The sequence below is a fragment of the Burkholderia sp. PU8-34 genome (assembly GCF_053427725.1).
The window spans coordinates 954,874-980,812 of record NZ_JBSAXC010000001.1; the positions used below are offsets into that span (position 1 = coordinate 954,874).

Sequence of the window (25,939 nt, forward strand, 5' to 3'; positions counted from 1 at the left end):
CTGGTCGACCGCGCCTAGCCGGCCGCACCTAGCCGGCCACACCTAGCCGGCCACACCTAGCCGGCCGCACCTAGCCGGCCACACCTAGCCGGCCGCTTCGAAATGCGTGTCGAACCGCGCGCCATCGGTCGTCAGCGCGCCGAACCCCGATGGCGAACCGTATCGCCTCCCGGCGAACGTGGCCGACGTCCGTCGCGCCACGCAGCCCGCTGCGCCCCGTCAGCAAGCAAACGCCCCGCAACACCTCAGCATGGGCGCACTGACCACCATTGTTGCAAATGATTCTCATTACCAATATCATGCCGCCTCCAGCCACGCCGAAGCCCTGCTTCCGGCCGCGCAATCCTTAGCACTCCATCGGTCATCGATTCATGCATTCACGCCGAACGCCCCGCCGCGCCCGGACGCTCCGTCCGTGGCGCGCAAGCCTGCACACCCTGATCACCCTTTGCGTCGCGAGCGGCGCGCATGCGGCCGCCGGCGACGGAACCGAAGCCGAACCCGCCTTGCCGGCATCGCCTGCGGCGCGCGCCGCGTCGTCCGCCGAACGCGAGTTGCCGGCGATCAGCGTCAGCGCGTCGGCGGCCGCCGACCCGACGACCGGCTACCGGCCGCGCACCACGTCGATCGCAGGCGCGCAGGACGCGCCGCTCGAGAAGATCCCGCAGTCCGTTGCCGTCGTCAGCAGCAGCGTGATGCAGGACCAGCAGGCCCGCTCGCTCGACGACGTGCTCGGCAACATCAGCGGCGTCACGCAGACGAACACGCTCGGCGGCACGCGCGACGCGTTCACGAAGCGCGGCTTCGGCTCGAACAACGACGGCTCCGTGCTCGTCGACGGCGTGCGCACGCCGGTTCTGCACAGCTACCTCGCGACGATCGACCGCGTCGAAGTGCTGAAAGGCCCCGCGTCGCTGCTCTACGGGATGCAGGACCCCGGCGGCGTGATCAATCTCGTCTCGCGCAAGCCGGGGGACACGTTCGGCGGCTCGATCTCCGCCACGCGCACGAACCACGGCGGCAGCGGCGCGACGTTCGACCTCACGGGCCCGCTCGGCAAGCCGGGCCAGGTCGCGGGCGGCACGCTCGCGTTCCGGCTCACCGGCGAATACGACACGAGCCGCTACTGGCGCACGTTCGGCCGCCAGCGCGACGCGCTGATCGCGCCCGCGCTGTCGTGGCACGACGCCGACACGTCGATCGACGTCAGCTACCAGTACGTCGACTACACGACGCCGTTCGATCGCGGCACCGTGCTCGTCAACGGTCAGCTCGACGATGCGCTGCGCTATCGCCGCTACGAGGAAGCGTGGTCGCAGAGCAGCGGCATCCAGGAGACGTTCCGCGCGCGCGTCGAGCACCGCTTGTCCGACGCATGGCGGATGCGCGCGACCTACGGCTGGGGACGCGACCGCTACGAGCAGTTCATCACGCGCGCAACCGCGTTCAACAGCACGACGGGCGCGATGATGCGCTCGTCGGATGCGAACCTCGGGCGCAACGATTCGGACCAGATCGCGACGCTCGGCCTGCTCGGCAACGTGACGCTCGCGGGCATCAAGCATGCGATCTACATCGGCGGCGAATACGAGCGCCAGCGCAGCTTCCGCGGCGACACGGTCCGCGGCAAGGCGATCGCGGGCTTCAACCTGTTCGACCCCATGTATGGCCTGCTCGCGCCCGGCGGCACGCCGGACCCGAAGCAGAGCGACAGCCTGTCGAAGGTGCATGCGTATTCGATGGTCGTGCAGGACTCGATCAGCCTGACCGACCGGCTCACCGCGGTCGGCGGGCTGCGCTGGGAAGACTGGCAGCAGGAATCGGGGAAGGGGCGGCCGTTCGTGTTCGCCGACCGCTCGCACGGCCAGGTGTGGCTGCCGCAGTTCGGGCTCGCGTACGCGATCACGCCGTCGCTGACCGCTTACGCGAACGTGAGCCGTTCGTTCAAGCCGAACGTCGCGTCGAACGTCGCGGCGCCGCTCGCGCCGGAATACGGGCGCGTGCTCGAGGCCGGCGTCAAGTTCACGCTGAAGCCCGCGATCACCGGCACGCTCGCGGTGTACCAGATCGACAAGCGCAACGTCGCGGTAACCGTCGGCGAAGTGACGTCGACGATCGGCACCGCGCGCTCGCGCGGGATCGAGCTCGACGTCGCCGGGCAGCTCACGCGCCACCTGAGCGTGATCGGCAGCTACGCGTACACGAACGCGACCGACCGCGACAGCGATACGCCGCTGATGAACGTCGCGCGCCACACTGGAAGCCTGTTCGCGGTATATGACACGACGCTCGCGAACCTGCCGGGCCGCTGGCGTTTCGGCGGCGGCGCGCGGCTCGTCGGCGCAAGGCCCGGCGATACCGCGAACAGCTTCACGCTGCCCGGCTACGTGACTGTCGACGCGTTCGCGGCGTACGAGACGACGATCGGCAAGTTCCCGACGCGCATCCAGCTCAACGTGAAGAACCTGCTCGACAAGACCTACTATCCGTCGAGCAACAACAACCTGATCATCGCGGTCGGCGAGCCGCGGCTCGTCACGCTGACGACGACGGTGTCGTTCTGACGGCTTCGGATGGCGTGCGAAAGTCTGGCGCGAACACGCCGCGCATCGACGCTGCGCGGCATCCGGCCTCCGCCACGCCAGCCTGCCGCGTCACTCGTCCGATCAATCATCGGCCCCTCGAATACCTCCCATCCGATTTCGCGACTTTCGTTATCGATCGCGCCCCTCTAGACTGACTGAGCAGTCGGGGCGGCTGCGTCGCAACGCGGCGACTGCCAGACAACAACTTCGTCAGGAGACACGCGATGACCGATCGCCATGCGCGCCGCAGCGCGCTGAAGACATTCGGCCTCGCGGCCGGCACGGCCATCCTGGGCGCCGCGAGCCGGTCGCACGCGGCGCCGTCCGACACCGGATCGCTGCTGCCCGGCGGCGCAACCCGCCTCGGCGATCTCACGCGGCGGCTGGCCGCCACGCCCAGGCGGCGCGACTTCAAGACGGTGCCGATGATCCTCGAGCAGCCGGACCAATGGGATCACGCGGCACTGTCCGAAGTCATCGGCTATCGCGGCGGCCCGAAGCAGGTCTGGGACAACACCGAGCTCGGCGGGCCGTGGCTGAACCTGATGCGCAACGCGCTGAACGCGCAGATCTGGTCGTTCCGGCACCCCGATTTCCTGGTCGTGTCGGCCACGCATGGCACCGCGCATCTCGCGCTGTACGACCAGGCCGCGTGGGAAAAATACGCGCTCGCGAAACTGGCCGGCGATAAATTCCCGACCAACACGCTGCTCGACGCGAAGCCCGCTCAGTCGAAGGGCCTGCAGGATCACGAAAGCGCCGACAGCGCGTTCTCCGCGCACGACAACAGCATCGCCGCGCTGCTGCAGCGCGGCGTCGTGTTCCTGTCGTGCCACAACGCGATCTGGGAACTCGCGGAGCGGCTCGACGGCGCGAATGCGAACCCGGACAAGCTGCCGCTCGATGCGCTCGCCGCCGACCTGACCAACCACATCATCCCGAGCGCGATCGTCACGCCCGGCGCGGTCGGCACGCTGCCCGAACTGCAGCGCGCCGGTTTCTCGTACGCAAAATGAGGATCGACATGGCATTGACCCACGCGCCGGCGCAGCCGCACGGCAGCCGCGGCACGCGACGCCCCCGCCGCATCCTGCATGCGGTGCTGGCGGGCTGGCTGGGCATCGCCGCGCACGCCGCATTCGCGACGCCTGCGGCGGCGGCCGCGCAGACCGACGTCTTCCCGCCATGGCAGCACGGCGCGAACAACGACGCGCCGAACCGCGGCCTCGAATTCACTGTGCCGCAGGTCGACGTGCTCGCCGATTTCCACGGCGACCTGAGCGCGCCGAAGCTCGTGCTGTTCGTCGGCGGCAACTACTTTTTCGCGATGGCGCCGCTCGTCGCGAAGTTCGAAGCGGACCACCCCGAATACCGCGGGCGAATCTACTGGGAGACGATTCCGCCGGGCCTGCTCGTCAGGCAGATCAAGGCCGGTGGCACGATCACCGTCGGCAACATGACGTGGACAGTCAAGCCTGACGCGTATTTCGCGGGGCTCGCGAAGGTCAACGCGCTGATCGCCGACGGCACGCTGACGGGCCCCGCCGTGCCGTACGTGACGAACCAGCTGACGATCATGGTGCGCGCTGGCAACCCGCAACGCATCGCATCGCTGACCGATCTCGCGAAGCCGGGGCTGCGGCTCGCTATGCCGAATCCCGAGTTCGAGGGTGTCGCGCGGCAGATCAATGCGTCGCTCGTGAAGGCAGGCGGCGACACGCTCGCGCGCACCGTCTACGACGACAAGGTGCGGGCGGGCACGACCGAGCTGACCCACATCCATCATCGCGAGACGGCGCTGTTCCTGATGCTGGGGCGCGCCGACGCGGGCGTGCTTTGGAAGTCCGAAGCAATGTTCCAGGAGCAGGCCGGGCATCCGATCGGCAACGTCGACATTCCTGCCGACCAGAACACCACCGCGATCTACGCGGGCGCGCTCGTCAAAGACGCACCGCATCCGGAAGCGGCCCGCCAGTGGCTCGCGTTCATCCGGTCGCCGGATGCTTACCGGATCTTCCAGCGCTACGGCTTCGGACGCTATGACGGCGCATCGGGTGCAGCGCCGGTGTCGGCTACCGGCACGCGTCCGGGTTCGGGTTCGGGTTCGGGTTCGAACACGAACACGAACACGAACACGAACACGAACACGAGCACGAGCACGAGCACGAGCACGAGCACCCAAGCCTCGCCGCGCGACCAGGCCGATGCAAGCTGAGCGTGCTTCCGCATACAACAACGAAATGCGACCCCGCACAGGAGGAGACGTGAACGATTCGATCGTGAAGCCGCGTCGCCGATGCGTTGCCGCGTGGCTGGCCGGGTTCGGCCTGCTGTCGGCCATGTCCGGCGCGTACGCGGACGACCCGGCGCTCGGCAAGACCATCGCAACGAATGGCACGACCACCGGCGCCGCAGCCTGCATCGGCTGCCACGGCGCGAACGGCGAAGGCAACGCGGCGGCCGGTTTCCCGCGTCTTGCGGGCGTGCCGGCCGCGTATCTGTCCGCGCAACTGGCCGCGTTCGCCGATGGCAGCCGTCAGAATCCGGTCATGCAGCCGCTCGCGAAACTGCTGTCCGCCCACGAACGCGACGCCGTGTCCGCGTACTTCGCGTCGCTGCCCGCGCCACCCGGCATCACAATCAGGGACGACGGGCTGGCCGCACCATCGGATACCGGTGCATGGATCGCGACGCGCGGCCGCTGGACGCAGGGGCTGCCCGCGTGCGCGCAATGCCACGGGCCCGGCGGGATCGGCGTGGGAACCGCGTTTCCGCCGCTGGCCGGCCAGCCGGCCGCCTATCTCGCGAATCAGTTGAACGGCTGGAAACACGGGATGCGTCCGCCCGGACCGATGGGGCTGATGCCGATGATCGCCAGCAAGCTGTCCGGCCCCGACATCGACGCCGTGGCCGCCTATTACGCACACACCGACGCACACACCGACGCCCATATCGACACCCGCACTGACGCCCGTATCGACGCCGGCACTGGCACGCTGCCGCCGGCCGCTTCGGCATCGCAAGGAGGGACACCGTGACCGATCGACTCCAGTTGCATCGCCGCGCGTTGGCTGCGTTGTTGTGCGTGGCCGCCAGCGGGCCGGGATTCGCGGCGAGTGATACGTTGTCGGCTGCACCCGCACCCGCATCTGCATCTGCATCCGCATCCGCATCCGGCTCCGGCTCGGGCTCCGCGACGCCAACACTAACGCCAACGCCCGCGAAGCCGTTCACGCCGCCCGCCGAATCCGCGATGCCGAACGACGACTTCGGCAAGACCGTGAAACTCGGCGAGCAGATCTTCATGCACACGCCCGAATTCGCCGGCAAGTACGTCGGCAACCGGCTGACCTGCGCAAGCTGCCACCTCGACGCCGGCCGCCGCGCGGATTCGAGCCCGATGTGGGGCGCCTATCCGCTGTATCCCGCGTACCGGAGCAAGAACGGGCACGTGAACACGTTCGCCGAACGCCTGCAGGGCTGTTTCCGATACAGCATGAACGGCAAGGCGCCGCCGAACGGCGACCCGATCCTCGTTGCGCTGGAAACGTATTCGTACTGGCTCGCGAAGGGGGCGCCGATCGGCGAGAAGCTGTCCGGACAAGGCTTCCCGAAGCTGCCGCCGCCCGCGCTGAAGGCCGACTACGCGCGCGGCGCCGCGATCTACGCGCAGCATTGCGCGCTGTGTCACGGCGCGGACGGACAGGGCCAATCGAGCGGCGGCAAGACTGCGTTCCCGCCGCTGTGGGGCGCGCGCTCGTTCAACTGGGGCGCGGGCATGGGCGACATCCGGAACGCGGCCGGCTTCATCAAGGCCAACATGCCGCTCGGGCTCGGCGGCACGCTGAGCGACCAGCAGGCGTGGGACGTCGCGACCTTCATGGACAGCCACGAACGTCCGCAGGACCCGCGCTTCACGGGGTCGGTCGACGCGACGCGCGCGCGCTTCCACGACACGCCCGACTCGATGTACGGCCGGACCGTAAACGGCCATGTGCTCGGCGCGCCCGGACCGCAGTGAAGCCTGCAGTGAATCAGTGAGTCAGCCGCGCCGGCGCGATCACGGATGCCAGCGATACACGACGATGCTGGTGCCGTTGTAGTTGTCCTTCGTGATCACGTACTCGCCGGTCGAGCGCAGGTACGCGCGGATGCCGTACATCGAGTCGACGTCGTTGCCGACGTCCATCGCCGACGTGTTCGAGTTGGTCAGCGTCGTAACGAGCACACCCGTGTTGAGATCGAACACGTCGATGTTCGGCACGGTATGCACGTAGCCGACGAACAGGTAGTGGCCGGCCGCCGCGATCGATTTCGGATTGGCGCTCGTCAGGTTGATCACCGGGTTCGGCGCGGTCGTGTTGCCGGCCTTCCAGCCGTGATAGACCTCGATGTGCCCGTTCATCGCGGTCCAGTCCCAGCTTCCGGCGATGCCCTGTGCGAGGATCATCGTGTCGCTGTCCGCCTGGTAGATGATGCGCGTGAGCGGCGCCACCGTGGCCGGAACCGGCGTCGTCGTCGGCTTGCCCCATGACGGCTTGCCGGTCGCGTCGAAGCCCGTCATCGGGTAGCGGGCAATATTGTTCGCGCCGTTGAGGCCAGCCCAGATGTCGCCGTTGCCGTCGATCGCGAAGCCCGCCGTGACCTGCAGCGTCGTGTTGAACGGCTTGCCCGGGATCGAGCCGGCCGGAATCGCGATGTAGCCGCTCGCGGCGGTGAAGTAATAGAAATTGAAGTTGCCGGGATTCTGGCCCGACGCGACGAGAATCCGGTTGCCGCCGACCGTCACGAGCTGGCCGAAGTGCTGGCCGCGCTGGTAGTCTTTCATGTCGAGCCGCGGATCCTTCGGATAGCTGAACGGGTCGATCGTGTTCGCGACGAACGTGCCGCCCGCGGTGCCCGAATAGACGTTGTTGCCGCTGAAGAAGAGCGCGCCGTCGGTTGCCGGATCCGGCGCGGCGATCGCCTCGAAGTTCAGCGCCTGCAGCTTCCATTGCAGCGCGCCCGTCGGGCTGTACGAATGAAGGTCGGTGCTGCCGTTGCGTCCGAGATCCCAGCCGCCGCCCCACGCGTTGTTCAGCACGTACAGGTTGCCGGCAGCGTCCTTGCCGATCCCCGCCACGCGGGTGAAGCGCTTGTCGCCCACCTGCCCCTTGATGCCCGTCGTCGTGTCGAGGTAGCCGCCCTGCACGCCGAACGTGCCGGCCTGCAGCGGCAGGCCGATCAGGTTGTAGACCTTGATGTTCATGTCGGGCCCTTCGTCGCCGACCAGCAGCTGCCCGGCGGGCGCGTCGAAATACAGCGCGGACGGCCGCGACGTCGACGCCATCTGGATCGTATTCATCGGCGTGCCCGTCGGGCTGTACTGCACGACCACGCCCGCGCTCTTGCGCGCGACCCACAGGTTGCCCGCGGCATCGAGCGCGAGCGCGCCGGGGCCCTGCACGCCGATATCGCGTTGCCAGACGCCGCCGGTCGTATACACGCGCACGCGGTTGCCGTAGAAGTCGCTCACGTAGAGCAGCGTGCCGGCCGTCGCGAGCCCGGTGATCACGTCGGCGTACTGAACGCCTGTCCATACACTGACCGGTATCCGCAAGTCGCGGGTATTCGTGGAGCGGTTGTAGCGCCCGACCGAGCCGCTGCCGAACGTCCGGTTGTAGCCGAGCGCGACAAAGATCGACGACGCGTTGCCGGTGATTGCGCCGCCCTGGAACTCGTCGTGGATGCCGATCGTGCCGATGCCCTGGCCGTTCTGGTACATCGCCATCCCGCCCGCGTTCTCGTCCCAGCGCGACGACGTATAGACGACGCCCTCCGGCGCCACCCACATCGACCGCGCACCGTTGCCGACGTGCTGCGCCAGCGTGCCGAACGTATTCGCGAGCCAGTCGGTCGTGTATTGCGCATGGCCGGCCGTCGCAATCACCGCGAGTAATGCGCCGAGAAACGCTGCCCGCAATTGTTTACTGAACATGAGATTTGACTCCAGACTGTCGTTTCGCGAATGGTTAAATCACGGAACATGAAACATGGGTGATTTCTGCCAGCATTTTCGTCGTGCTCGTGACGAATTGTGGGCGACATGCGCGCGGCCGTGGAGGCCTTTTTCTTCAAGAATGGTCATTGCTCTGAACGACTTGGCCGGCGGCCGCTCATGCGTGCCTTTTTCGGCATTTTCTGCCGCACACTTTAGGCAATATGGTCATTTTTTCGCATTACTGCGCATTCCATTTTCCTTCCGGATAATTGACGCAATCATTCCAAAACAGAAATCGCAATGAAAGCAAAAATTAATCTAACGGCAATCTGTTTTCAGGGAATGCGCCGGTCGCGGTGAATGGGCGGCCGCTGCGGTGGCGGGAGTATGCGCAGGATTCGAGGCGCGGCCGTGACGAAACGCGCGATTGGGGGTACTGCCGCGGGTCGGCCGGTGCGCGTCGACGGGGCGGCCATGAGATGAGATGCGATGCGCTCGATGCGGCTTCGCATCGGATGCGTCAGGATGCGCGACGCGGCGTGGCGGGCAGCGCGCCGCACAGGCATCGAACGGATTGCGCTCGTGACCTTGGACCTCCTTGAGAAGAGGCCCAAGTATAGGGATGTGGAGCCGCGAGGCCTACTCGATGTGCGGATGCCGCCGCGTCACTTGCGTGGCCGGCGGTGCAGAACCTGACGTCGAGGCGCGGGCCCCGATATCGTCAGGCACGCGCAGCGGACGGCCTCTGCTCCGCCCGCCGCGCCTCAGAACCGCTGACGCAGGCCCACGCTGACGATCGCCTGCGACTGCGAATCCGACGAATGGCCGTTTGCCTTGTCCGACACCGACGCGGTCGCGGCCACCGGACGGCCGAGCGCGTCGAGCGTCATGCCTGACGCGTGCTGGTACGCGCCGAGCAGGTACACGCTGGTTCGCTTCGACAGGTCGTAGACCGCGCCGAGCGTCACGTTGTGATACTGCGCGCGATCGTCGAGGCCGTTCACGTCGCTGCCGCGCGTGTAGCTGTAACCGGCGAACAGCTGCGTCTGCTGCCGCACGTTCCAGCGCGTGTAGATGCCCGCGACGTTGAAGGTTGCGTGGCCCGAGAACAGCGAACCGTCGCCGCTGCGGTACTGCACGTTGCTGTAGTTCACGCCGACCACCGCCGGCCCGAAGTCGTAGGTCGCGCCGGTCGCGATGATCTGCTGCGACTGCGCGCTCGCGTAGCCTTCGTTGATCGACGAGTTGAACAGGCCGTCGTCGGCACTCTGCCACTTGCCGACCGTCGGGTCGGCCGGGCCGCTCTTGCTGTTGTCCGAGCGCTCGTAGCCGACGCCGACGCGCAGCGGGCCCGCCGCATACGCGGCGCCGACGCTCCACGTGTTGCGCTGCTTCATGCTGCCCGGCTGGCCGCCAAAGCCATACAGCGCACCGAACGTGAAGCCCGCGTAGTTCGCGCTCGTGTACTTGATCGAATTGTCGACGCGCGCGGTCTGATCGAGATCGTCGATGTCGCCCGGATGCGCGCCGAACCCGCCGATATACGACGACGGCGCGACCGGGCTCACGAAATCGTCGAGCGACGTGTACTGGCGGCCGAGCGTCACCGAGCCGTAGCGGTCGCTGCCGATGCCGACGAACGCCTGTCGGCCGAACTGGCGGCCGCCCTGGCCGGACGTGCCGTTGGTGATGTCGAAGCCGTTCTCGAGGACGAACAGCGCACGCAGGCCGCCGCCGAGATCCTCTGCGCCCTTGATGCCCCAGCGGCTTCCGGACAGGTTGCCGGTCGTGAGCGCGACGTTCGAGTGGCCCGTGTAGGCGCCCGCGGAGCCGACCCGTTCGTTGCTGCGATAGATGACGCCCGAATCGACGATGCCGTACAGCGTGACGGAGCTTTGCGCGGACGCAATACCGACGAGCGAGAGCAGCAGCGGCGCTGCGACGAGATGCTTGTTCATGGTTGTGGCTTGTCTCCGGGCGTTGAACCCGTTGTTCTAGGGACGAGTTGCGAGTTTGACGAGTGACCGGCGATGCTTCGCCGCCGGCTTTTGCGCGGGATGACGTGTGCACGAAGGCGCACGCGGTGACCTCCCGTCGTGGCCGCCGATGGTAAATGGAACCGGTTCCACACGAAAGTGGAATGGTGGAAAGAATTTATTGCGGAAAATGAGATGGTCGCGGGCTCGTTCGAATCGCGCCACATCGAGGTGTCGACCGATTGATGCGCACGGCACGTATTGGACGACACACCAGGAATTGACGACAATCGCCACTCCGTGCCACGACGCCCGCCCATGAAAATCGCCGCGCTCTCCGACATCCACGGCAACCTGGCCGCCCTCGACGCCGTGCTGGACGACATTCGCCGGCGCGGTGCCGACGTGATCGTCAATCTTGGCGACATCCTGTCCGGCGCGCTGTACCCGCGCGAAACGGCCGACCGCCTGATGCCGCTCGGCTTGCCGACCATCAAGGGCAATCACGAGCGTCAGGTGCTGGCCGGCAATCGCGAATCGATGCGCCTGTCCGACCGCCTGGCGCACGATACCTTGCGCGACGATCAGCTCGCGTGGATCGCCAGCCTGCCTGCCCGACTGACGCTCGACGACGACGTGCTGATGGTCCACGGCACGCCCGACAGCGACCTCGACTACTTCCTGGAAACCGTCACCGCGTCCGGTTGCCGCGCGGCCACGCCCGACGAAGTCGCGCGGCGCGCAGGCGATGCGTCGGCGTCGCTGATTCTGTGCGGGCACACGCACGTGCCGCGCGCGCTCACGCTCGCCGACGGACGCACGATCGTCAATCCGGGCAGCGTCGGCCTTCAGGCCTATGAAGACGACCTGCCGTTCCCGCACAAGATCGAAACGGGCTCGCCGCACGCGCGCTATGCGATGGCCTCGCGCACGGCGTCCGGCTGGGCCGTCGAATTCCACGCAGTCGAATACGATTGGGACGCGGCCGCCGCCACCGCGGAATCGATCGGGCGCCACGAATGGTCCGTCGCGCTGCGTAGCGGACGGTGCTGAACCCTATCGAGAATCCAACCACCACCATGCCGGTTCCATCGCAGCTTCTTTTCCTGCCGGGCGCATCGGGCAGCACCGCATTCTGGCAACCGCTCGCTGATCGGCTCACCCACCCTGCCGCGCGACGGATCGTCAGCTATCCGGGTTTCGGTACGGAGCCCGGCGATCCGGACGTCGGCGATTTTGACGGCCTCGTGCAACACGTGCTGCGACACATCGATCAGCCGACGGCGGTGATCGCCCAATCGATGGGCGGCGTGATCGCGCTGCGCGCGGCGCTCGAGAAACCGGAACGCGTCACGCATCTGGTGTTGACAGTCACGTCCGGCGGGCTCGACATGCATGGCCTGGGCGCGCAAGAGTGGCAGACCAGTTTCGTCGCCGCGAACCCGCATCTGCCGGACTGGTTCGTGACGTTCCGCGCCGATCTGTCGGCGGAGCTGGGACGGGTCGCGCAGCCGACGCTGCTGCTGTGGGGCGATGCGGATCCGATCAGCCCGGTCGCGGCCGGCCGGCGTCTGCTCGAGCGGCTGCCCGACGCGCGGCTGCACATAGTCGAAGGCGGCCGGCACGATCTCGCCGCCGTGCATGCGGATGAACTTGCGCCGCTCATCGACGCGCATCTGCGGCAAAGCCCGCGCTAATCGAGACTCCGCAACACCAGCCGCGCTTCGAGCCCGCCTTCCGGCCGGTTCCGCAACGTCAGCACGCCGCCCATCGCGAGCGCGAGCTGCCGCGCGATCGCGAGCCCGAGCCCGGTGCCGCCCGTCTCGCGATTGCGCGACGTCTCGATGCGCCGGAACGGCTCGAACACCGCTTCGAGCATATCGTCCGGCACCCCGGGCCCGCTGTCGCACACAGTGACGACCGCGCCGCCGTCGGGCGCGGCCGTCACGCCGATATCAGCCGAGCCCGCGAATTTCAGCGCATTGTCGACCAGGTTCCCGACGATGCGGCGCAGCGCCTGCGGGCGCGTGACGAGCGCGATCGTCACGCGGCTCTGCAACGTGACCGCCTGCCCCGCATCGACGTAGTCGCACACGATGCTGTCGAGCAGCGCGTCGAGGTCGATGCGGCGCGCCGCCTCCGCGCCACCGTGCAAGGTCCGCGCATACGCAACGCCCTCCTTCACGAGCGTTTCCATCTCGATCAGGTCCTGGCGCAGCTTCGCGCCCTGCACGTCGTCGTCCATCACGTCGACACGCAGCCGCATCCGCGTGATCGGCGTCTGCAGGTCGTGCGAGATCGACGCGAGAATCTGCATGCGCTCGGCGATGTACTGCGCGATGCGGTCCTGCATCGCGTTGAACGCGCGCGCCGCGCGCGCGACTTCCGACGGGCCGTCCTCGCTCAGCCGCTCGGCCTTCAGGTCCGGGCCGAGCGCATCGGCGGCCTGCGCGAGCTGCTTCAGCGGCCGCGTCGCGAGCCGCACCGCGAGCCAGCAGCACGCGGCGAGCACCGCGAGCTGCAGCACGAGCACGAACGGCAGCCAGCCCGACAGCGGCACCGTCGACATCGGATGAATGTCGATCGTCAGCGGCGACCCGTCGGTCAGCCGCAGATGCACCTGCAGATGTTCGCGGTCGCCGGGAATCGCGTTCGCGGTCAGCGGATACGCGCCGCCGATGCCGTCCGAGATCGACTGCTCGACCCTCGCCGACAGCCGCGCCTCCGGCGGCGTGCCGGTCTCGCCCGGCCCGAGAACGAACCGGTAGCTGCGCCGCGCGAGGCGCGGCAGCCACGCCGCGCGTTCGCCGGCCGGCAGATGGTCGAGCAGCGCGACCGAACTCGCGACTTCGCGCTCGATGTAGCCCATCATCATGTTGGTCGTCGCCTGGTCGCGTTCCGTCAGCGTGAGCCAGAACGACAGCGCCTGCGCGAGCGCGAGGCCGACGCACAGGATCAGCGCGAGCCGCGCAAACAGCGTGCGCGGCCACCGCCACGTCACGCGCGGCGTCATGGCGTGCCTTCGATGACGGTGACCGCCGCCGAGAACACATAGCCCTCGTTGCGCAGCGTCTTGATGTAGCGCGGCTCGCGCGCGCCGTCGCGCAGGCGCTGCCGCAGGCGGCTGACGAGCAGGTCGATCGACCGGTCGAACGGATCGGACTGCCGCCCCTGCGTGAGATTCAAAAGCTGGTCGCGCGTCAGCACGCGCTGCGGATGATCGAGGAACACGCGCAGCAGCCGGTACTCGGCGCCGCTCAGCGCGACCAGCGTGCCGTCGCTGTCGAGCAGGTGCCGCCCGGTCGTATCGAGCCGCCATTCGCCGAAACCGAGCATCTCGGCCGTCTCCGTTACCTGCATGCCGGGCGGCAGCATCCGCGTGCGGCGCAGCACCGAGCGGATCCGCGCGAGCAGCTCGCGCACCGCGAATGGCTTCGCGAGGTAGTCATCGGCGCCCATCTCGAGACCGACGATGCGGTCGGTCTCTTCGCCGCGCGCGGTCAGCATCAGCACCGGCACCGCGCGGAACTTGCCGACGCGCAGCTCGCGGCACAGCACGAGGCCGTCCTCGCCGGGCAGCATCAGGTCCAGCACGATCAGGTCGGGCGCGCCGCTGTCGAGCACGGCGCGCATCTCGCGCCCGTTCGCGGCCAGCGAGACGCGCATGCCGTTCTTCTCGAGGTAGCCGGCGATCAGCTCGCGGATGCCGCGATCGTCGTCGACGATCAACACGTGGTCGGTCTTGTCCATGGCAGGAATCGTACTCGCGGTGTGTGCCGCACAAATGTCCGGTTGTCCGTCTGCCGCCGACGCGTGCCGCGCGGCGCCTGACGGGCGATATCCGCTTTATACCGCAGGCCGCGCGCCGGTTTGTATCCCACTGTATCCGGCCCGGGGGCGGATACATGACATTGCACACGGGCGGTTTCGCGGACACATGCCCGATACGTCCGCGCCGCTCAATACGGTCTGTCGAAACTGCGAACGTCCGCCGCCGGCACCGGCCGTCAGCGGCATCGCTTCCCGGAGGAACCTGCCATGTTCACGCGCCTCAAGACCGCCGCCGCCGTCACCGCCCTCGCCGCAATAGCCGCCACCGCCGCACTGGCTGCGTTCGCCGACACACGGGGCCAGACCGTGTCGCCGATGCCCGCCGCCGGCGCACCGGCCCCCGAGCTCGCCGGCATCGAGCGCTGGCACAACAGCGCGCCGCTGACGCTCGGCCAGCTGCGCGGCAAGGTCGTGCTCGTCGATTTCTGGACGTACTCGTGCATCAACTGCATCCACACGATCCCGCACGTGAACGACTGGTACCGCAAATACCGCGACCAGGGCCTCGTCGTGATCGGCGTGCATACGCCCGAGTATCCGTTCGAGCGCGACGCGCACAACGTCGCGGACGCGATCGGGCGGTTCGGGATCCACTTCCCGGTGGCGCAGGACAACCGCTACGACACGTGGAATGCGTATGGCAACCAATACTGGCCCGCGCTGTACCTGATCGACGGCAACGGGCATATCGTCTACACGCGGTTCGGCGAAGGCGATTACGACAAGACCGAGGCGGCGATTCGCGATGCGCTCGCGCGGACGGCGAAAACCGCGCAGAGCGCGACGGGTCTGCAAGATGCTTCGCGCACGGAGTAGCTGCTGCGCCGGCTGCGCGGCGGCAGCACGCCATGCCGTGTGCGCGCCGCGGCATCACAATCCACAGGTCCGGGGTTCGAGCCCCTGATTCGCCACCAAATGCAAAAGGCCGCTGCACCGCAAGGTTCAGCGGCCTTTTTCTTTGTCTGGCGCCACCCAGGTAAAGACATAAGTCATTGTTTTACAAGGATATTTTTTAATTGGCCTGCTTTTCATGCTTTGTTCGACGTATTGAACTGGTACAAAGCGCTGGTACAAACCCGGCCACGCTTTTACCTTGCCACCGCATGAAAAACGCCATGGCCAAACATCCGTACATGCAACAGCCGAACGACCGCAGCAGCTGGGAGTTCCGCGTCGTTATCCCGGAGTACCTGCGCACGCAGGACTCCGGCCGCGAGTTCAAGCGCACGCTCGGTGCCACTTACGAAGAAGCGCTCGTGCGTTACCCCGGCATTGCGCTTGAATGGGCCATGCTGCGGGCCGACCTGGAACGCCAGGCCGAGGCCCCCGACCGCCCGCAGCGCAACCACCGGGTCGTCACGTACAAGATACAGACGATGCGCGAACACAGGCTGCTGGACCACCTCGTCAGCAGCTGGGAATACCGGCCGCAGGACGCGTACGACTGGGACGTCGATGACGGGAAGGACGGGACAGGCCTGAGCGACGAGGGACTCACCGCCCACGAAGCGGACCTGAAACAGCGCCAGCAGGCGCTGCGGAAAGCGCTCAGGCGCAACAGTGCACCTGACTGGTGGATTGAGGAAGTTGAGGAGCATCTGGCCGTCTCGCTCGGCATCCGGCTGCATCCGGAGTGCGCAGACCGCCAAGCCTTCTTCCTGCGCATGGCCGAGGCGGAACTGAAAGCGCTGCGACTCAGCCTGGAACGACTGAACCCCGAGGAAAACGGTGACGGGTAAGCGACACGCGGGAAAGCTGCCCGAATACGGCATGAAATATCTCGGCCCACAGAACGTCAGCGCGAAGTTGCTGCGGCTCGACACCGCTGGCCGATGGGGCGCTCTTTAGGACCCTCTGATACGGGCCAATGACCAGGTCCGAGCCCTTGACAGCATTTCCTGCCCACCAGGCAGCAAATCCATTGACCAACTGTAGTTGCGGAAAGGACGGCTGGTAGTCGTAGGTCGTCACAATCGGCGCATTTGATGCGTCGAACACGCTCCTGTCGGCAGATGGATTCTCGCTTGTGATTCCCGAGAACTCTTCCAGCACCTGCTGGAGGGTATGCACGACCTGCGGCTCATCGCTACCGAATCCGATGGTCACAAGGGAGGACGTTCGTATCTTGGTACGGAAGAAGTCCGCAGCCCAGCGGCGCGCTCGCCAATCCTGAAGCTGCGAGGCGGTCAGGAGAATATCGACCGCGTGGCGTGCATCCTCCATGAGCCGCTTGGCACATCCGTTGACCTTGTATACTTTCAGCGCGTGAGCCGTATCGCCACCCGGCAATCGGCGCGAGCTGCGGGCCGCGTTAGCGGCGAAACTGTTGAGGTCGTATATGCGGTATGCCTCGCTCGTTCGAACCCGCGTTGAGTCTGCCCATGTGGCGTCGTAGGCATGCTCGAGGTTGCAGTCGTAGTTTGTCGTCACAACCTCAGAAAGCAGGCCCTCGCGCGCGAGAAACGCCAGGTAGTAGTGCGCTGGGGTAGGCTCCAGGTCCGCGAACTTCTCTATCTCGAGAAACTGGACCAGCTTTCGATAGGTCGACTCCTGGTTGGGCCCCCCGTGCTCCCACAGGAATGCCTCGCAAACTTTTGTCAGCGCCCGGCTCAATCGAGCCTCCCTCAGGTCGCACGTCATGCATATGCCAGTGCAGGTGGCTGCGTGCGCGAGATGGTAGTCGGCGAAAGCTGCCTGACAGCTGGCGCAGATTCGCGCCCTTCGCACATCCGGCGGCGCGCCAAGGGTGCGGGCGATACGGGCCATGAGCGTGGGTACGAGGACCTTTTCAATCATCACTGTGACGTGATGACCGGTCCATTTCGCCCCACCTCTGCGAGCGCCCATCGATATCCCCGCGCCGATGAGCGGGACGCAGCGGCGGCTGACTATCCGCTCAACCAGATACTCGAATGCTGTTGTCATTTTTTGCTGTTATGTTCTGGCAGCGTGTTAACGCGAGAATTTGCATCCTTTCGAATCAACGGGTTACGCCGGTCCACGAAGAATAAGCTGAGACAGGCACAGCCCTAAACCGAGAATTTGCCACGCCGGCGTCGGCAACCTAAAAATGCCGGATTCGAAAACCAAACGGGTTCCCATCGGAAATGGCATTGGCGTTTCGCAGAATCGCCGTTCAGAAATAACATTTCATATGTTACTACCCCGCCAATCGAATACCACGTCGGCGACGCCTGACCAGACAGTTCGATTGGCCGGTTTATTGTTCCAGAAAGGACGCTACCGTATCCCAGTTGTCGTTCTCAAAAGCAGGCGCGACCTTGTCGATTTCATCATCACCCATCCCCACGGCCGGGGACCGGGCGAGTCGTTTCCAGTCGTTCAGTGCAGCCATCATCCGGGTCAGGATTGCATGAGCGTCGTCATCGGACACGCCAAAGTATGCCGCCGCATCCAGCGCCTCCTGGATATCTCCGGTTTCACCGGTCGCTTCGGTCACGGCGGTTTTCAGGATGGGTTCCTTGTCGGGGAACGGGTTCACGTCGAACAGCGGGGCAAGCCGCCACTGGCCCCCGCCGCTGTGCAGGAAACCGTGGTTGTGCATGTGGTCATCCACGTTGGTGATGAGCATGCTGAAGCAGATGCGCGCCCAAAGCTCCTGCTTGTCTTCGAGTGGTCTCGGGGAGAACCGGTCAATGGCCTCCGCAATCTGCGTGTATGCGCCATCTTCCCTGGAATCCAGCTGCAGCAGCGAGGCCGCAGACAGGTAAGGGATGCGACCGCCAGCCCGGGGTCGGTCAAACCGCACGATAAGCGCGACAGCCTGGGTGCCAGACATGACGACTTCGGCCTCGGATGCATTCAGGCCCGCCTCTTTCGCGAGCAACAGCGCCAGCACCTCACCGCGCACCACGTCACGCGTATCACTCACGCTCGGAAACTTGGCGATGGTCAGGGTGCCGTCGGGCTTCAGGACCGTTGCTTTGGGTCGCATACCGCCGAGCGAGGTGCCGCGCCCTTTCAGATACGCGAGGTCCCTCGCCGTTTCCTTGCCGGATTCGACCGCTTGCGACGCCTGAATCAAGGTCTGCAGCGGGACCTCGTGAGTTCCTTCAGGCAAGTCGTCGTCATGGGGCACATCGAGGAAGGGACTGTCGGCATTGTCCTTGAAGCGCAGTGCGCCAATGCGGCTGGAATCCAGCACCCCTAGCAAATAGTCCAGGTCTGACAGCTGTGCGGAACCGGCGTCTCGGCCGGCGTCTTTTTCAGCCTTGCGCCGTTTGGCATGGGCGCGGTTAATGACACGGCGTCCCCAGCCATCAGGCTCAGTATCGGCAATGGCACCCGCAAAGGTAGAAGCCTCCTTGCTTCCCGTGCGGTATTGAAAGTCGGTGCTCAGGGGGAGGTCCGGAGACAGTGCGAAGCAATCTGGATTACTGAGCCAGGCGGGGGAGTACCGGAACGCCGAGACCTCTTTTTGCCCCTGTCTGGAAAATTGCAGTTCGCCCACATCCAGTCCCGTGTCGCCCAGATAGACAAGCAGCGTCCGCGTTGTGCTGGTTTTTGCTTTTTTTGTCGTTGCCATTACAGGGCTCCACTGTCCGGGTTGGTTTTGCGTACCCGGATGCGTTTGGCCACCGCCTTGTTCATGAGCGCCAGGCCGAGCGCATCATTGGTGGTGTTCAGAGCCTTGTTGAGCTCGGGGAGGAGGTTCAGGATGTTCAGGACCCGAACCACAGCGCCCCACGACACTCCGGGGTCGCCCTGTTCCAGCCGGTAGAGCGTCTTTTTTGAGATGCCCGCCCGCTCCGCCATGGATGACGTAGAAAGCCCCCGGCGTCGGCGGGCCAGCGCAAGGTCATCTCCGGCAGCAACCAGCGCACGCTCGACCGGCAAGGGTATCGGATTTTCGGTGAAGCGGCCGGAAGGTTTGGGTGTCGCCTCTGCCTTTGGTTTATCGGTCATATCTGAACCCTTAATGGGTTAATGCGTCATATTTGACCACTATACGACATCCGTCAGATGAACGCCAGTGCGCTTTTTAAAACGGTCAGATATGGGTCAATATTTCACTTAAGAGGTCATATATGACTCCTTAACTTGAAATAAGGCGCGAGAAGAGGCCGGAGGCTCCCTGTTGAAAAACGCCCACCCAACCGTGAGCGCGACATCATGTTCCTGTCGATGGTGGCCGACCCCGAGCGCTGCGACGCGCCTTCAGGGAACGCCTATGACCAGCGTTTCAACGTCGCGGCGAGTCGTGCGTGTGACCGCATGTATCCGGTCAGGTCGGTAACAGCCGAGCAGGGTGAAGAGCGGCGTCTATCGTCTGGACATGGTCGTGGAAGGGGCCAACGACGCTCGACTTGCCGTCGAGTGCGATTGCGACGCCTTCCATGGTCCCGACGGGTGGCCGCGACAAAAAGCGGCGCGCGTAGGGTCACCCGACCTGACCAGATACATGCGGTCATCCGTCCACGGCAGGAGGAAAGTTGCGGAAAGAAGGCTGGGGCACAACCGGGACAGGCGATAAATCCCGAAACGACGCGCAGAAAAATTCAAGGCGCATGACCAGAAGCAAATCGCGCCCCATATACCTAAAGTCTGATAAATGGGATGCCGATATCCATCATGCCGTCCTAATTTCGCGGTGCATGGGCGGATGAAAATAATCTGAAAGCTTGCCACCAGACGGGGAAAGAATTGAAGCGAACGAGACTTGTGATTGCCGGCATTGCGCCCGTGCTCGCACTGACCGCATGCGGCGGTGTCAACCAGTATCTTGCGGACCGCAGCGAGACCACCGAGCTGTATCACATCTTTGACATCAGGACGACGGCTGATATCGACACGGTGGCCACGGCCGCTGCCGATGGGCTCGCCCAGAATACAAACAGGATTCAGCAGAACCGCCCACTCATGATGTCCACGGATATCCCGGCAAAACCGGGAAGGTTCCAGCTGGTCGACGCGTCGTCCGCACTCGCCGGAACCGGGATGGGCGCATTCCTGCAAGCCGCACAGGCACAGGCCGGCAATACCACCATGCGCCTCGCGAAATGCGACGGTGCCGTCTGGACATCGAAGGCGACGCGCGCCATTCCGGGGTACAACAATCTGAACCTCTACAGCTGCCTGTACGCCTACAAGGGAGGCTATCAACTCGATGTCTACGGCGTATTCCAGAAAAACTCCGGCGGCCTGGTTGGTCTTGAGCAAGGTCTCGCCGGCAGCTTGGTCGGCACGCCGGACCAGTGGGTGAACAAGACGATTACGGATACGGTTCGCAACATCGCGTCGGTCTCACACGCGAAGGTTGTGCAAATTGAGGGGCAACCGAAAATCGCTGGGGACCAGTTGCCCTGGGTGGACAAGCTCGGCACACACTGACGCCCGTCACTGCCCTCACACCACTGAAAGTCCGAACCGGCTGCGCTCCGATGGAGTGCGGCCGACAGATTTCCCTTGCGAATAGCCGAATAATTATTCGTGTTGTCCGGTAGGCCAGCGCATAAATCGAATAAATCAGACAAGGCCAATGATGTTTAAGCAAAAAAATGCAGTCTTGCGTTGCACGCAGTACGCAGGCGCGGCGGTTGTTGCGCTGCTGATGACCGCTTGCGGTGGTGGCGGTGGAGATGACCCTAACAACCTGGTGAATACGAAAGCGCTCGTTCTTTCGGGCTGGTATGGATGCTCGGCGTCCGGCACGACATTGTGGCCAAGCACGGAGGTGCTGGCGACTCCGCATGGCGGGATTTACGGCCAATGCGCGGACAAGCAGCAGAATATCGTAGACGTAAGCGCATCGTATACCGGCGTGTCTGGGACTGTACCCCTGCCTGACGGAGCGACCGGACCGCTCGCTATCCATGCAACGCTGTCAAACGTCACCTACTACTCAACTTTATCGTATAGCGGCGCTCCCGCCGGGTCGGTAGCGAACGTTGCAATTCCTGCTGACACGTTCAATGCCGTTCCTGTGAACATAAGCACGAACGTCGGATTAAACAACAGTGTGCAGCTCCAACTGACCGAGGCTGGCACGTCATCTCAGTATCAAGCCTCGACGTTTGTTGTTCCATCGAGCTTGTGGGTATGGGGTGGGCCGCTGGGAGCAAATACTGCTGATGCTCCTGTCCCTGCAAATCTGGCAGCGTATGCGGGCACGTATGAAAACGCTCAAGCCGCACCGCTTTCCGTAAACGAGCGCAATTCGCAGTTTTCCGGGGCGCTTGGTGGAACCGTTGCCGTAACCATCAAGTCCGATGGAAGTCTGTCGGGCACGATTCCGATTCTTGGCTCGTTCATGGCAACGGTATCCGCGTACGACGCAACGACTGGCGTAGCCGAAATTACAGGAACGGCCGGGTCAGTTTCACTGACAGGCGCGTATGCGATGAACTACCAAAACTACGGCCTGTTCGCACCCACCACCGGCAACTCGTCGAGCACTTCGACCGAGACGACTTACACACCCGTCGCACTTTTTCTGCGGGTGAACGGCGCAATGTTTGAAGTCTTGCTGATGAATCAGACCACCACCTGACTTTTATCTTTAGTAGAAAGCCCCACCGTACCGGCGGGGCTTTCTCAAAGTTTATGACGATGGCCTTAGCCGGTGCCCGCCATGCTGGCCAAGGAGCAAAAAGCGCGCAGTAAACAGGAACACGACGACTTAGTGGCGTGGCAACGACGCATGCTGCAACGAGCTGCGAGGGAGCAGGAAAAACAGTCTCGGGTTGAACACGATACTGCAGGCCGAACGATACTTCGGGGACCGCAACCTGCTGGGGACTATAAGAATGTCCACATCATCTCTAACACCTATGGCGTGTCCGAGGACGACGGTAACGTCCACATGAGCGAATCCGTCATCGACGCGCCATACTGCATAAAGCCAAGCTCAATTCATCTTGCATCGTATTACGGTTCCGGCATGGTCTTCAATTGTCGATGACCGGTGGGCGTTGTGTATTGACGGCTACCGCTGAGTACGCTGTACAGCGCGCGTAGTCCTGGACAACTTACTCACCAGGAACATACGCCCAGAATGCGCAAGTCCCGTTTGATGTATCCGCAATGCCCACATGTACACCGCTTGCGGTGTTCATCAAGGGGAATGGCTTCATGTTCGAAGTACTCCTGCAGAAATCTAACTAGCGATATAACTGACCTGGTGACAGCCCAGATGAAAAATTCTCTTCGAATTGCACTTGCAGTCGGATTCCTTCTGACCCACGCCGTAGTCCACGCTGCGAGCGCAATCGCAACGTCCAAGACTGCGGATGGAATTTCGTACTATTGGTGCACCGACAAGAAATCCGCGACGGACGCAAAAAGCTGTGCCATTACTTCATGTCACGAAAGTGCCTCACGCGACGGAGCGTCGCCCGGTGGATGCCATGTTTTTGCTTCGGATACCAGAAAAGGGTGGTGGGCAATATTTCATGGCAATGACGGAAGCATTTCGGCCGGCTTCGCATCTGACCGGCAGCAGGCCATCGACACCGCATATCAAAGATGCACGCACAATGGCACGCAATGTCCCGAGAACGCCGCCGAGGTATTCAGCGATGGACACCTGACTCCTCCGGCCCCGCAGGTCACGCGCTGGACCACGCAATGTGAGAACGCCGCTTGTGTCCGCACCTATGACAACGGCCGACGGGTCGCATTCACCGCATGCATCAACCCAGCGACGGGGTCTGCATTTGACAACGTCGATGGCTCGTGTCTGGGCCCCGACATAACCGGCCATTATATGGGGATGTGACGGCAACAGAACCTGCCCTAATTAAAGTACATTCTAAAGATACAACGGACAAGTATGAAATACATACGAATCGCCGCACTGCTCTCTTCCGTCGGGCTTACCGCGATGACGACGGGTTGTGGAACCATCACGGGAGGCACCACCCAGTCCGTGTCGGTGAAGACGCAAAAAGATTCTGTCGATGTCGCAGGAGCCAACTGCATCCTGACTAACTCAAAAGGCAGTTACGAAGTAATCACTCCGGGCACCATCAAAGTCCACCGCGCGAAAGATGACCTGAACGTCAAATGCAGCAAGACTGGCGAACCGGACGCGACTACTACCGTTCAGTCTAAAACTCGCAAGGGTGCCCTGGCCGGCAATCTCATTATGTTTGGGCCGGTTGGCACGCTTGCTATGGGTCCTATAGACCGCGCTACCGGTGCTTGGTGGGCCTATCCCGATGACATTACAGTGTCCCTCGGGAACCCGTCGGCCACGCAAGCCAGTCCGGACACGCCAACAGTACCTCCTGCGGCGTCAACACCGAAGGTCACGACCGAATCAACGGTTTCGACCAATACAGCACCCGCACTGTCCAACTAGCCAAATAATTGGCCATGCGCTACGTATGGCTAACTGAAAAATCAACAAGATTTAAAATGTACAAAACAGCTTTTGCGTTGGGCCTCAGTGTCCTTTTGAGCGCTTGCGCGGTAAACCAGGACGGTGTTCATCTTGGCGTTGGGTCCGCACCCAGTGACAACGAAATCACGAAAGCTCGCAAAGAACTTGAGAAGAATGCGAGCGAATCGTCAGCGAAGAAACTCGCAAATGATGTGGTGAACCGAAATTCGAAACCCGGCGTCGTGCTCATCGGAGATGTAGGCCCGTTCCGCGCGTTCGATAACGACACGAAAGCCAAGGAATACAACAAGCAGTATGTCCATACTGCGGCGGCATGGCACCCGGAGCATCCTGACCCGTACCTGTCGAAGGCCGATTTTGTGAATACGATTGCCGGCTGGACATCCGTGCAGGTCTTTGGCATCCCTGGACTGATGAACCTGCGAATCCCGGCGATGGTGCCTGCCGGCCTCGACAAGTCAATCAACTTTGCGTCGGGTTTCGGTTCGTTCTTCATCGGAACAACAGGCGACCTGGTTGCGGGATTGAGCAATGACGACGGATGGGTCATCCTCACTCGGGTACTCTGTAAGGATTCCTCCTCAACTGACGGTGGTTCGGCCTATCGCATTTGCGCGGCGAACTACGCGCGTGGAAGGTTCGACGCAAGTACCGGTCGCGAACTCGGCGACGGCCTGACTCCGAAGTCAGGCGGTTCGACTATCGACGTCAATACATATAAACGTATTGATGCAACCGCTACGGTCGGGACGATTAAGTGAGCTCTCGGCTCAAGTCGATACCGTGATTGGAGTAGCCCCCCCCTGAATCTCCGGACACAGTCTCCCACTTACAACAGCGGGTAGCGCCCCTCTTAATTGCCTGCCCATTTCCAACTACAACAAGATTCAGGGGTTTTTACATGAAAGGCCAACCGAAACGTGTGGTAGCGGCATCAGCCGTGCTTTGGCTTGCGGGGTGTGCAACGCATTACACGGTCGATGACGGCCGCAAGGTCGATGAAGTCCTCCTCAAGGAAATCCGCACGTACGCGCAAGGAACACAAGCCTTGCGCCCCGCCATCGTGCGCTCAGCCGACCTGCATGACAAGGAATGCTCTACGCAGTGGGAGCTTCCATTCGATACGGCCACGTCCTACGCAGTCAAGGGTGATGATGCCAAGGTGGCCTGGGTTCGCGGCGCAGGCGTTGACGAGCATCTGCGTGTCATCGCCACCTCACCGGTGGCGGATGTCGCACCGGGCGATATTATCCAGGCCGTGGATGGCTATGACTCGAAGAACGCCATCAAGATGACGGTCAGGCTGGATAAACTGCGGGATGAAGGTGACCCTTTCGATATGACACTGGCGAACGGTAAGCCGGTTCACGTGACCCCGCTCAAGGTTTGTCGTGGCCGCACCCTGCTTGCGCAGCCGGGCAAGCACGCTGAGATGCAGGACTACCGCTGGCTCAGGAGCATTCACCCGGAGCAGATTGCCACGGTCCCGCTTACGCCCGACGAAGCCCAGTGGGTGGTGCTGTGGACTCAGGGGCTCTCCGAGGAAGGCGGGTTCCGGATGAAGGCGTACACCTTCAGTGTCGGTGTGGTCAAACTGGGAGCGGTGGCAGCGCTCACGGTCGCCACCCTTGGAGCCGGTGCGGCGGCGGGTGGTGCCGCAATGGCCGCCGGCGCATCCCTCGGGAGCGCGGTCGGTGCGGTGGCCGCTGCGGAGGCTCCTTTTGTCGCGGCGCAGATTGCCGCCGAGGCGGTTGCCAATTCAGCGACACTCCACGGGGTGAGCTGGGTGGCTTCCTCCGCGTTTGACAAGGCAGACAGGTGGGCGTTTGACCGCATGACCCTGTTGGGCATGGACCCGCGTGCAGGTGAGGTTCTGGAGCAGAAACTGGCGAGTGCGGGCGCTTCCCGGAATGCCTTCCTGCTTGATGATGAACGCCAGAAACAGATGGACGCGCTGGTCAAGGGTGTGCCGCCGACGGCTCCGCAGCACGAAGCGGCCGCCGGTCCTGCTGTTCCCCCTGACGCCGGGGCCGCGCCCGGCGTGGAAGTCGGTGCAGTCACGACCGATGCGGTCAGCAGTTCGGCATTGAGCGCAGGTCCTGCTGACGCCGCTTCGCAACCGGTGGCACCGCAGGCTGCCCCTGAACCCACTGCTGTCAGCAACGCGGACCCGGGCTTGTCCACCCCGAACTGACCGCTCACG

The 25,939-nt window shown here is 63.9% G+C and carries 24 protein-coding genes; 16 read left to right on the forward strand and 8 right to left on the reverse strand.

Annotation, left to right across the window (positions count from 1 at the left end):
* Positions 1-371: 371 nt before the first annotated feature.
* From ACV22Z_RS04375 to ACV22Z_RS04395, 5 genes are all read left to right on the forward strand, one after another.
* On the forward strand, positions 372-2,564 hold the full coding sequence (locus ACV22Z_RS04375; RefSeq protein ID WP_448075062.1) for a TonB-dependent siderophore receptor: 2,193 nt from the start codon (positions 372-374) through the stop codon (positions 2,562-2,564).
* A 245-nt stretch (positions 2,565-2,809) separates the two neighbouring features.
* On the forward strand, positions 2,810-3,601 hold the full coding sequence (gene tetH / locus ACV22Z_RS04380; protein ID WP_448075063.1) for a thiosulfate dehydrogenase: 792 nt from the start codon (positions 2,810-2,812) through the stop codon (positions 3,599-3,601).
* Between the two features lie 8 nt (positions 3,602-3,609).
* On the forward strand, positions 3,610-4,800 hold the full coding sequence (locus tag ACV22Z_RS04385; protein ID WP_448075064.1) for a molybdate ABC transporter substrate-binding protein: 1,191 nt from the start codon (positions 3,610-3,612) through the stop codon (positions 4,798-4,800).
* Between the two features lie 49 nt (positions 4,801-4,849).
* Positions 4,850-5,623 (forward strand): c-type cytochrome, encoded by a 774-nt coding sequence (locus ACV22Z_RS04390; RefSeq protein WP_448075065.1) that lies wholly within the window; start codon positions 4,850-4,852, stop codon positions 5,621-5,623.
* On the forward strand, positions 5,620-6,606 hold the full coding sequence (locus ACV22Z_RS04395; protein WP_448075066.1) for a c-type cytochrome: 987 nt from the start codon (positions 5,620-5,622) through the stop codon (positions 6,604-6,606). Before ACV22Z_RS04390 ends, ACV22Z_RS04395 begins: the two co-directional genes overlap by 4 nt.
* A gap of 39 nt (positions 6,607-6,645) precedes the next feature.
* Here the strand turns inward: ACV22Z_RS04395 and ACV22Z_RS04400 are convergent, their stop codons facing one another.
* Positions 6,646-8,562: an SMP-30/gluconolactonase/LRE family protein gene (locus ACV22Z_RS04400; RefSeq protein ID WP_448075067.1), complete on the reverse strand. Its 1,917-nt coding sequence runs from the start codon at positions 8,560-8,562 to the stop codon at positions 6,646-6,648.
* A 55-nt stretch (positions 8,563-8,617) separates the two neighbouring features.
* On the opposite strand from ACV22Z_RS04400, the gene ACV22Z_RS04405 reads away from it, so the two are divergent.
* Positions 8,618-8,869, forward strand: coding sequence for a hypothetical protein (locus ACV22Z_RS04405; RefSeq protein ID WP_448075068.1), 252 nt, complete (start codon positions 8,618-8,620; stop codon positions 8,867-8,869).
* Between the two features lie 460 nt (positions 8,870-9,329).
* Here ACV22Z_RS04405 and ACV22Z_RS04410 read toward each other — a convergent pair whose 3' ends face one another.
* Complete coding sequence (locus ACV22Z_RS04410; protein ID WP_448075069.1) at positions 9,330-10,523, reverse strand: porin; 1,194 nt, start codon at positions 10,521-10,523, stop codon at positions 9,330-9,332.
* A 336-nt stretch (positions 10,524-10,859) separates the two neighbouring features.
* Between ACV22Z_RS04410 and ACV22Z_RS04415 the strand changes: the two genes are divergently transcribed.
* Both ACV22Z_RS04415 and ACV22Z_RS04420 read left to right on the forward strand, forming a co-directional pair.
* Positions 10,860-11,594 (forward strand): metallophosphoesterase family protein, encoded by a 735-nt coding sequence (locus tag ACV22Z_RS04415; protein WP_448075070.1) that lies wholly within the window; start codon positions 10,860-10,862, stop codon positions 11,592-11,594.
* Between the two features lie 26 nt (positions 11,595-11,620).
* Positions 11,621-12,238 (forward strand): alpha/beta fold hydrolase, encoded by a 618-nt coding sequence (locus ACV22Z_RS04420; protein ID WP_448075071.1) that lies wholly within the window; start codon positions 11,621-11,623, stop codon positions 12,236-12,238.
* On the opposite strand, the gene ACV22Z_RS04425 is transcribed toward ACV22Z_RS04420, so the two are convergent.
* The gene (locus tag ACV22Z_RS04425; protein WP_448075072.1) at positions 12,235-13,554 is read right to left on the reverse strand and encodes an ATP-binding protein; all 1,320 of its coding nucleotides are present in this window, start codon (positions 13,552-13,554) and stop codon (positions 12,235-12,237) included. The two genes, ACV22Z_RS04420 and ACV22Z_RS04425, sit on opposite strands and share 4 nt — an antisense overlap.
* Entirely contained in the window at positions 13,551-14,291 is a 741-nt protein-coding gene (locus tag ACV22Z_RS04430) for a response regulator (protein WP_448075073.1), read from the reverse strand. The genes ACV22Z_RS04425 and ACV22Z_RS04430 overlap by 4 nt, the downstream gene beginning before the upstream one ends.
* 288 nt (positions 14,292-14,579) lie before the next feature.
* Between ACV22Z_RS04430 and ACV22Z_RS04435 the strand changes: the two genes are divergently transcribed.
* Together ACV22Z_RS04435 and ACV22Z_RS04440 are read left to right on the forward strand one after the other, a co-directional pair.
* On the forward strand, positions 14,580-15,188 hold the full coding sequence (locus tag ACV22Z_RS04435; protein ID WP_448075074.1) for a thioredoxin family protein: 609 nt from the start codon (positions 14,580-14,582) through the stop codon (positions 15,186-15,188).
* A gap of 299 nt (positions 15,189-15,487) precedes the next feature.
* The gene (locus tag ACV22Z_RS04440; RefSeq protein WP_448075075.1) at positions 15,488-16,111 is read left to right on the forward strand and encodes a hypothetical protein; all 624 of its coding nucleotides are present in this window, start codon (positions 15,488-15,490) and stop codon (positions 16,109-16,111) included.
* Here ACV22Z_RS04440 and ACV22Z_RS04445 read toward each other — a convergent pair.
* From ACV22Z_RS04445 to ACV22Z_RS04455, 3 genes are all read right to left on the reverse strand, one after another.
* Positions 16,068-17,297 carry an SIR2 family protein gene (locus ACV22Z_RS04445; protein ID WP_448075076.1) on the reverse strand — a complete coding sequence of 410 codons (1,230 nt, stop codon included), beginning with the start codon at positions 17,295-17,297 and terminating at the stop codon, positions 16,068-16,070. The two genes, ACV22Z_RS04440 and ACV22Z_RS04445, sit on opposite strands and share 44 nt — an antisense overlap.
* 295 nt (positions 17,298-17,592) lie before the next feature.
* Positions 17,593-18,918, reverse strand: a complete 1,326-nt coding sequence (locus ACV22Z_RS04450) for a type II toxin-antitoxin system HipA family toxin (protein WP_448075077.1) — start codon at positions 18,916-18,918, stop codon at positions 17,593-17,595.
* The gene (locus tag ACV22Z_RS04455; protein ID WP_448075078.1) at positions 18,918-19,298 is read right to left on the reverse strand and encodes a helix-turn-helix domain-containing protein; all 381 of its coding nucleotides are present in this window, start codon (positions 19,296-19,298) and stop codon (positions 18,918-18,920) included. Before ACV22Z_RS04455 ends, ACV22Z_RS04450 begins: the two co-directional genes overlap by 1 nt.
* Before the next feature lie 756 nt (positions 19,299-20,054).
* Between ACV22Z_RS04455 and ACV22Z_RS04460 the strand changes: the two genes are divergently transcribed.
* From ACV22Z_RS04460 to ACV22Z_RS04470, 3 genes are all read left to right on the forward strand, one after another.
* Entirely contained in the window at positions 20,055-20,723 is a 669-nt protein-coding gene (locus ACV22Z_RS04460; protein ID WP_448075079.1) for a hypothetical protein, read from the forward strand.
* Positions 20,724-20,871: 148 nt separating this feature from the next.
* The gene (locus tag ACV22Z_RS04465) at positions 20,872-21,882 is read left to right on the forward strand and encodes a hypothetical protein (RefSeq protein WP_448075080.1); all 1,011 of its coding nucleotides are present in this window, start codon (positions 20,872-20,874) and stop codon (positions 21,880-21,882) included.
* Between the two features lie 81 nt (positions 21,883-21,963).
* Complete coding sequence (locus tag ACV22Z_RS04470; protein WP_448075081.1) at positions 21,964-22,293, forward strand: hypothetical protein; 330 nt, start codon at positions 21,964-21,966, stop codon at positions 22,291-22,293.
* A gap of 414 nt (positions 22,294-22,707) precedes the next feature.
* Here ACV22Z_RS04470 and ACV22Z_RS04475 read toward each other — a convergent pair whose 3' ends face one another.
* Positions 22,708-22,917: a hypothetical protein gene (locus ACV22Z_RS04475; protein WP_448075082.1), complete on the reverse strand. Its 210-nt coding sequence runs from the start codon at positions 22,915-22,917 to the stop codon at positions 22,708-22,710.
* 246 nt (positions 22,918-23,163) lie between these two features.
* Between ACV22Z_RS04475 and ACV22Z_RS04480 the strand changes: the two genes are divergently transcribed.
* From ACV22Z_RS04480 to ACV22Z_RS04490, 3 genes are all read left to right on the forward strand, one after another.
* Positions 23,164-23,694, forward strand: coding sequence for a hypothetical protein (locus ACV22Z_RS04480; protein ID WP_448075083.1), 531 nt, complete (start codon positions 23,164-23,166; stop codon positions 23,692-23,694).
* 56 nt (positions 23,695-23,750) lie between these two features.
* Entirely contained in the window at positions 23,751-24,497 is a 747-nt protein-coding gene (locus tag ACV22Z_RS04485) for a hypothetical protein (protein WP_448075084.1), read from the forward strand.
* A gap of 140 nt (positions 24,498-24,637) precedes the next feature.
* Entirely contained in the window at positions 24,638-25,930 is a 1,293-nt protein-coding gene (locus tag ACV22Z_RS04490; protein WP_448075085.1) for a hypothetical protein, read from the forward strand.
* Positions 25,931-25,939: the final 9 nt, after the last annotated feature.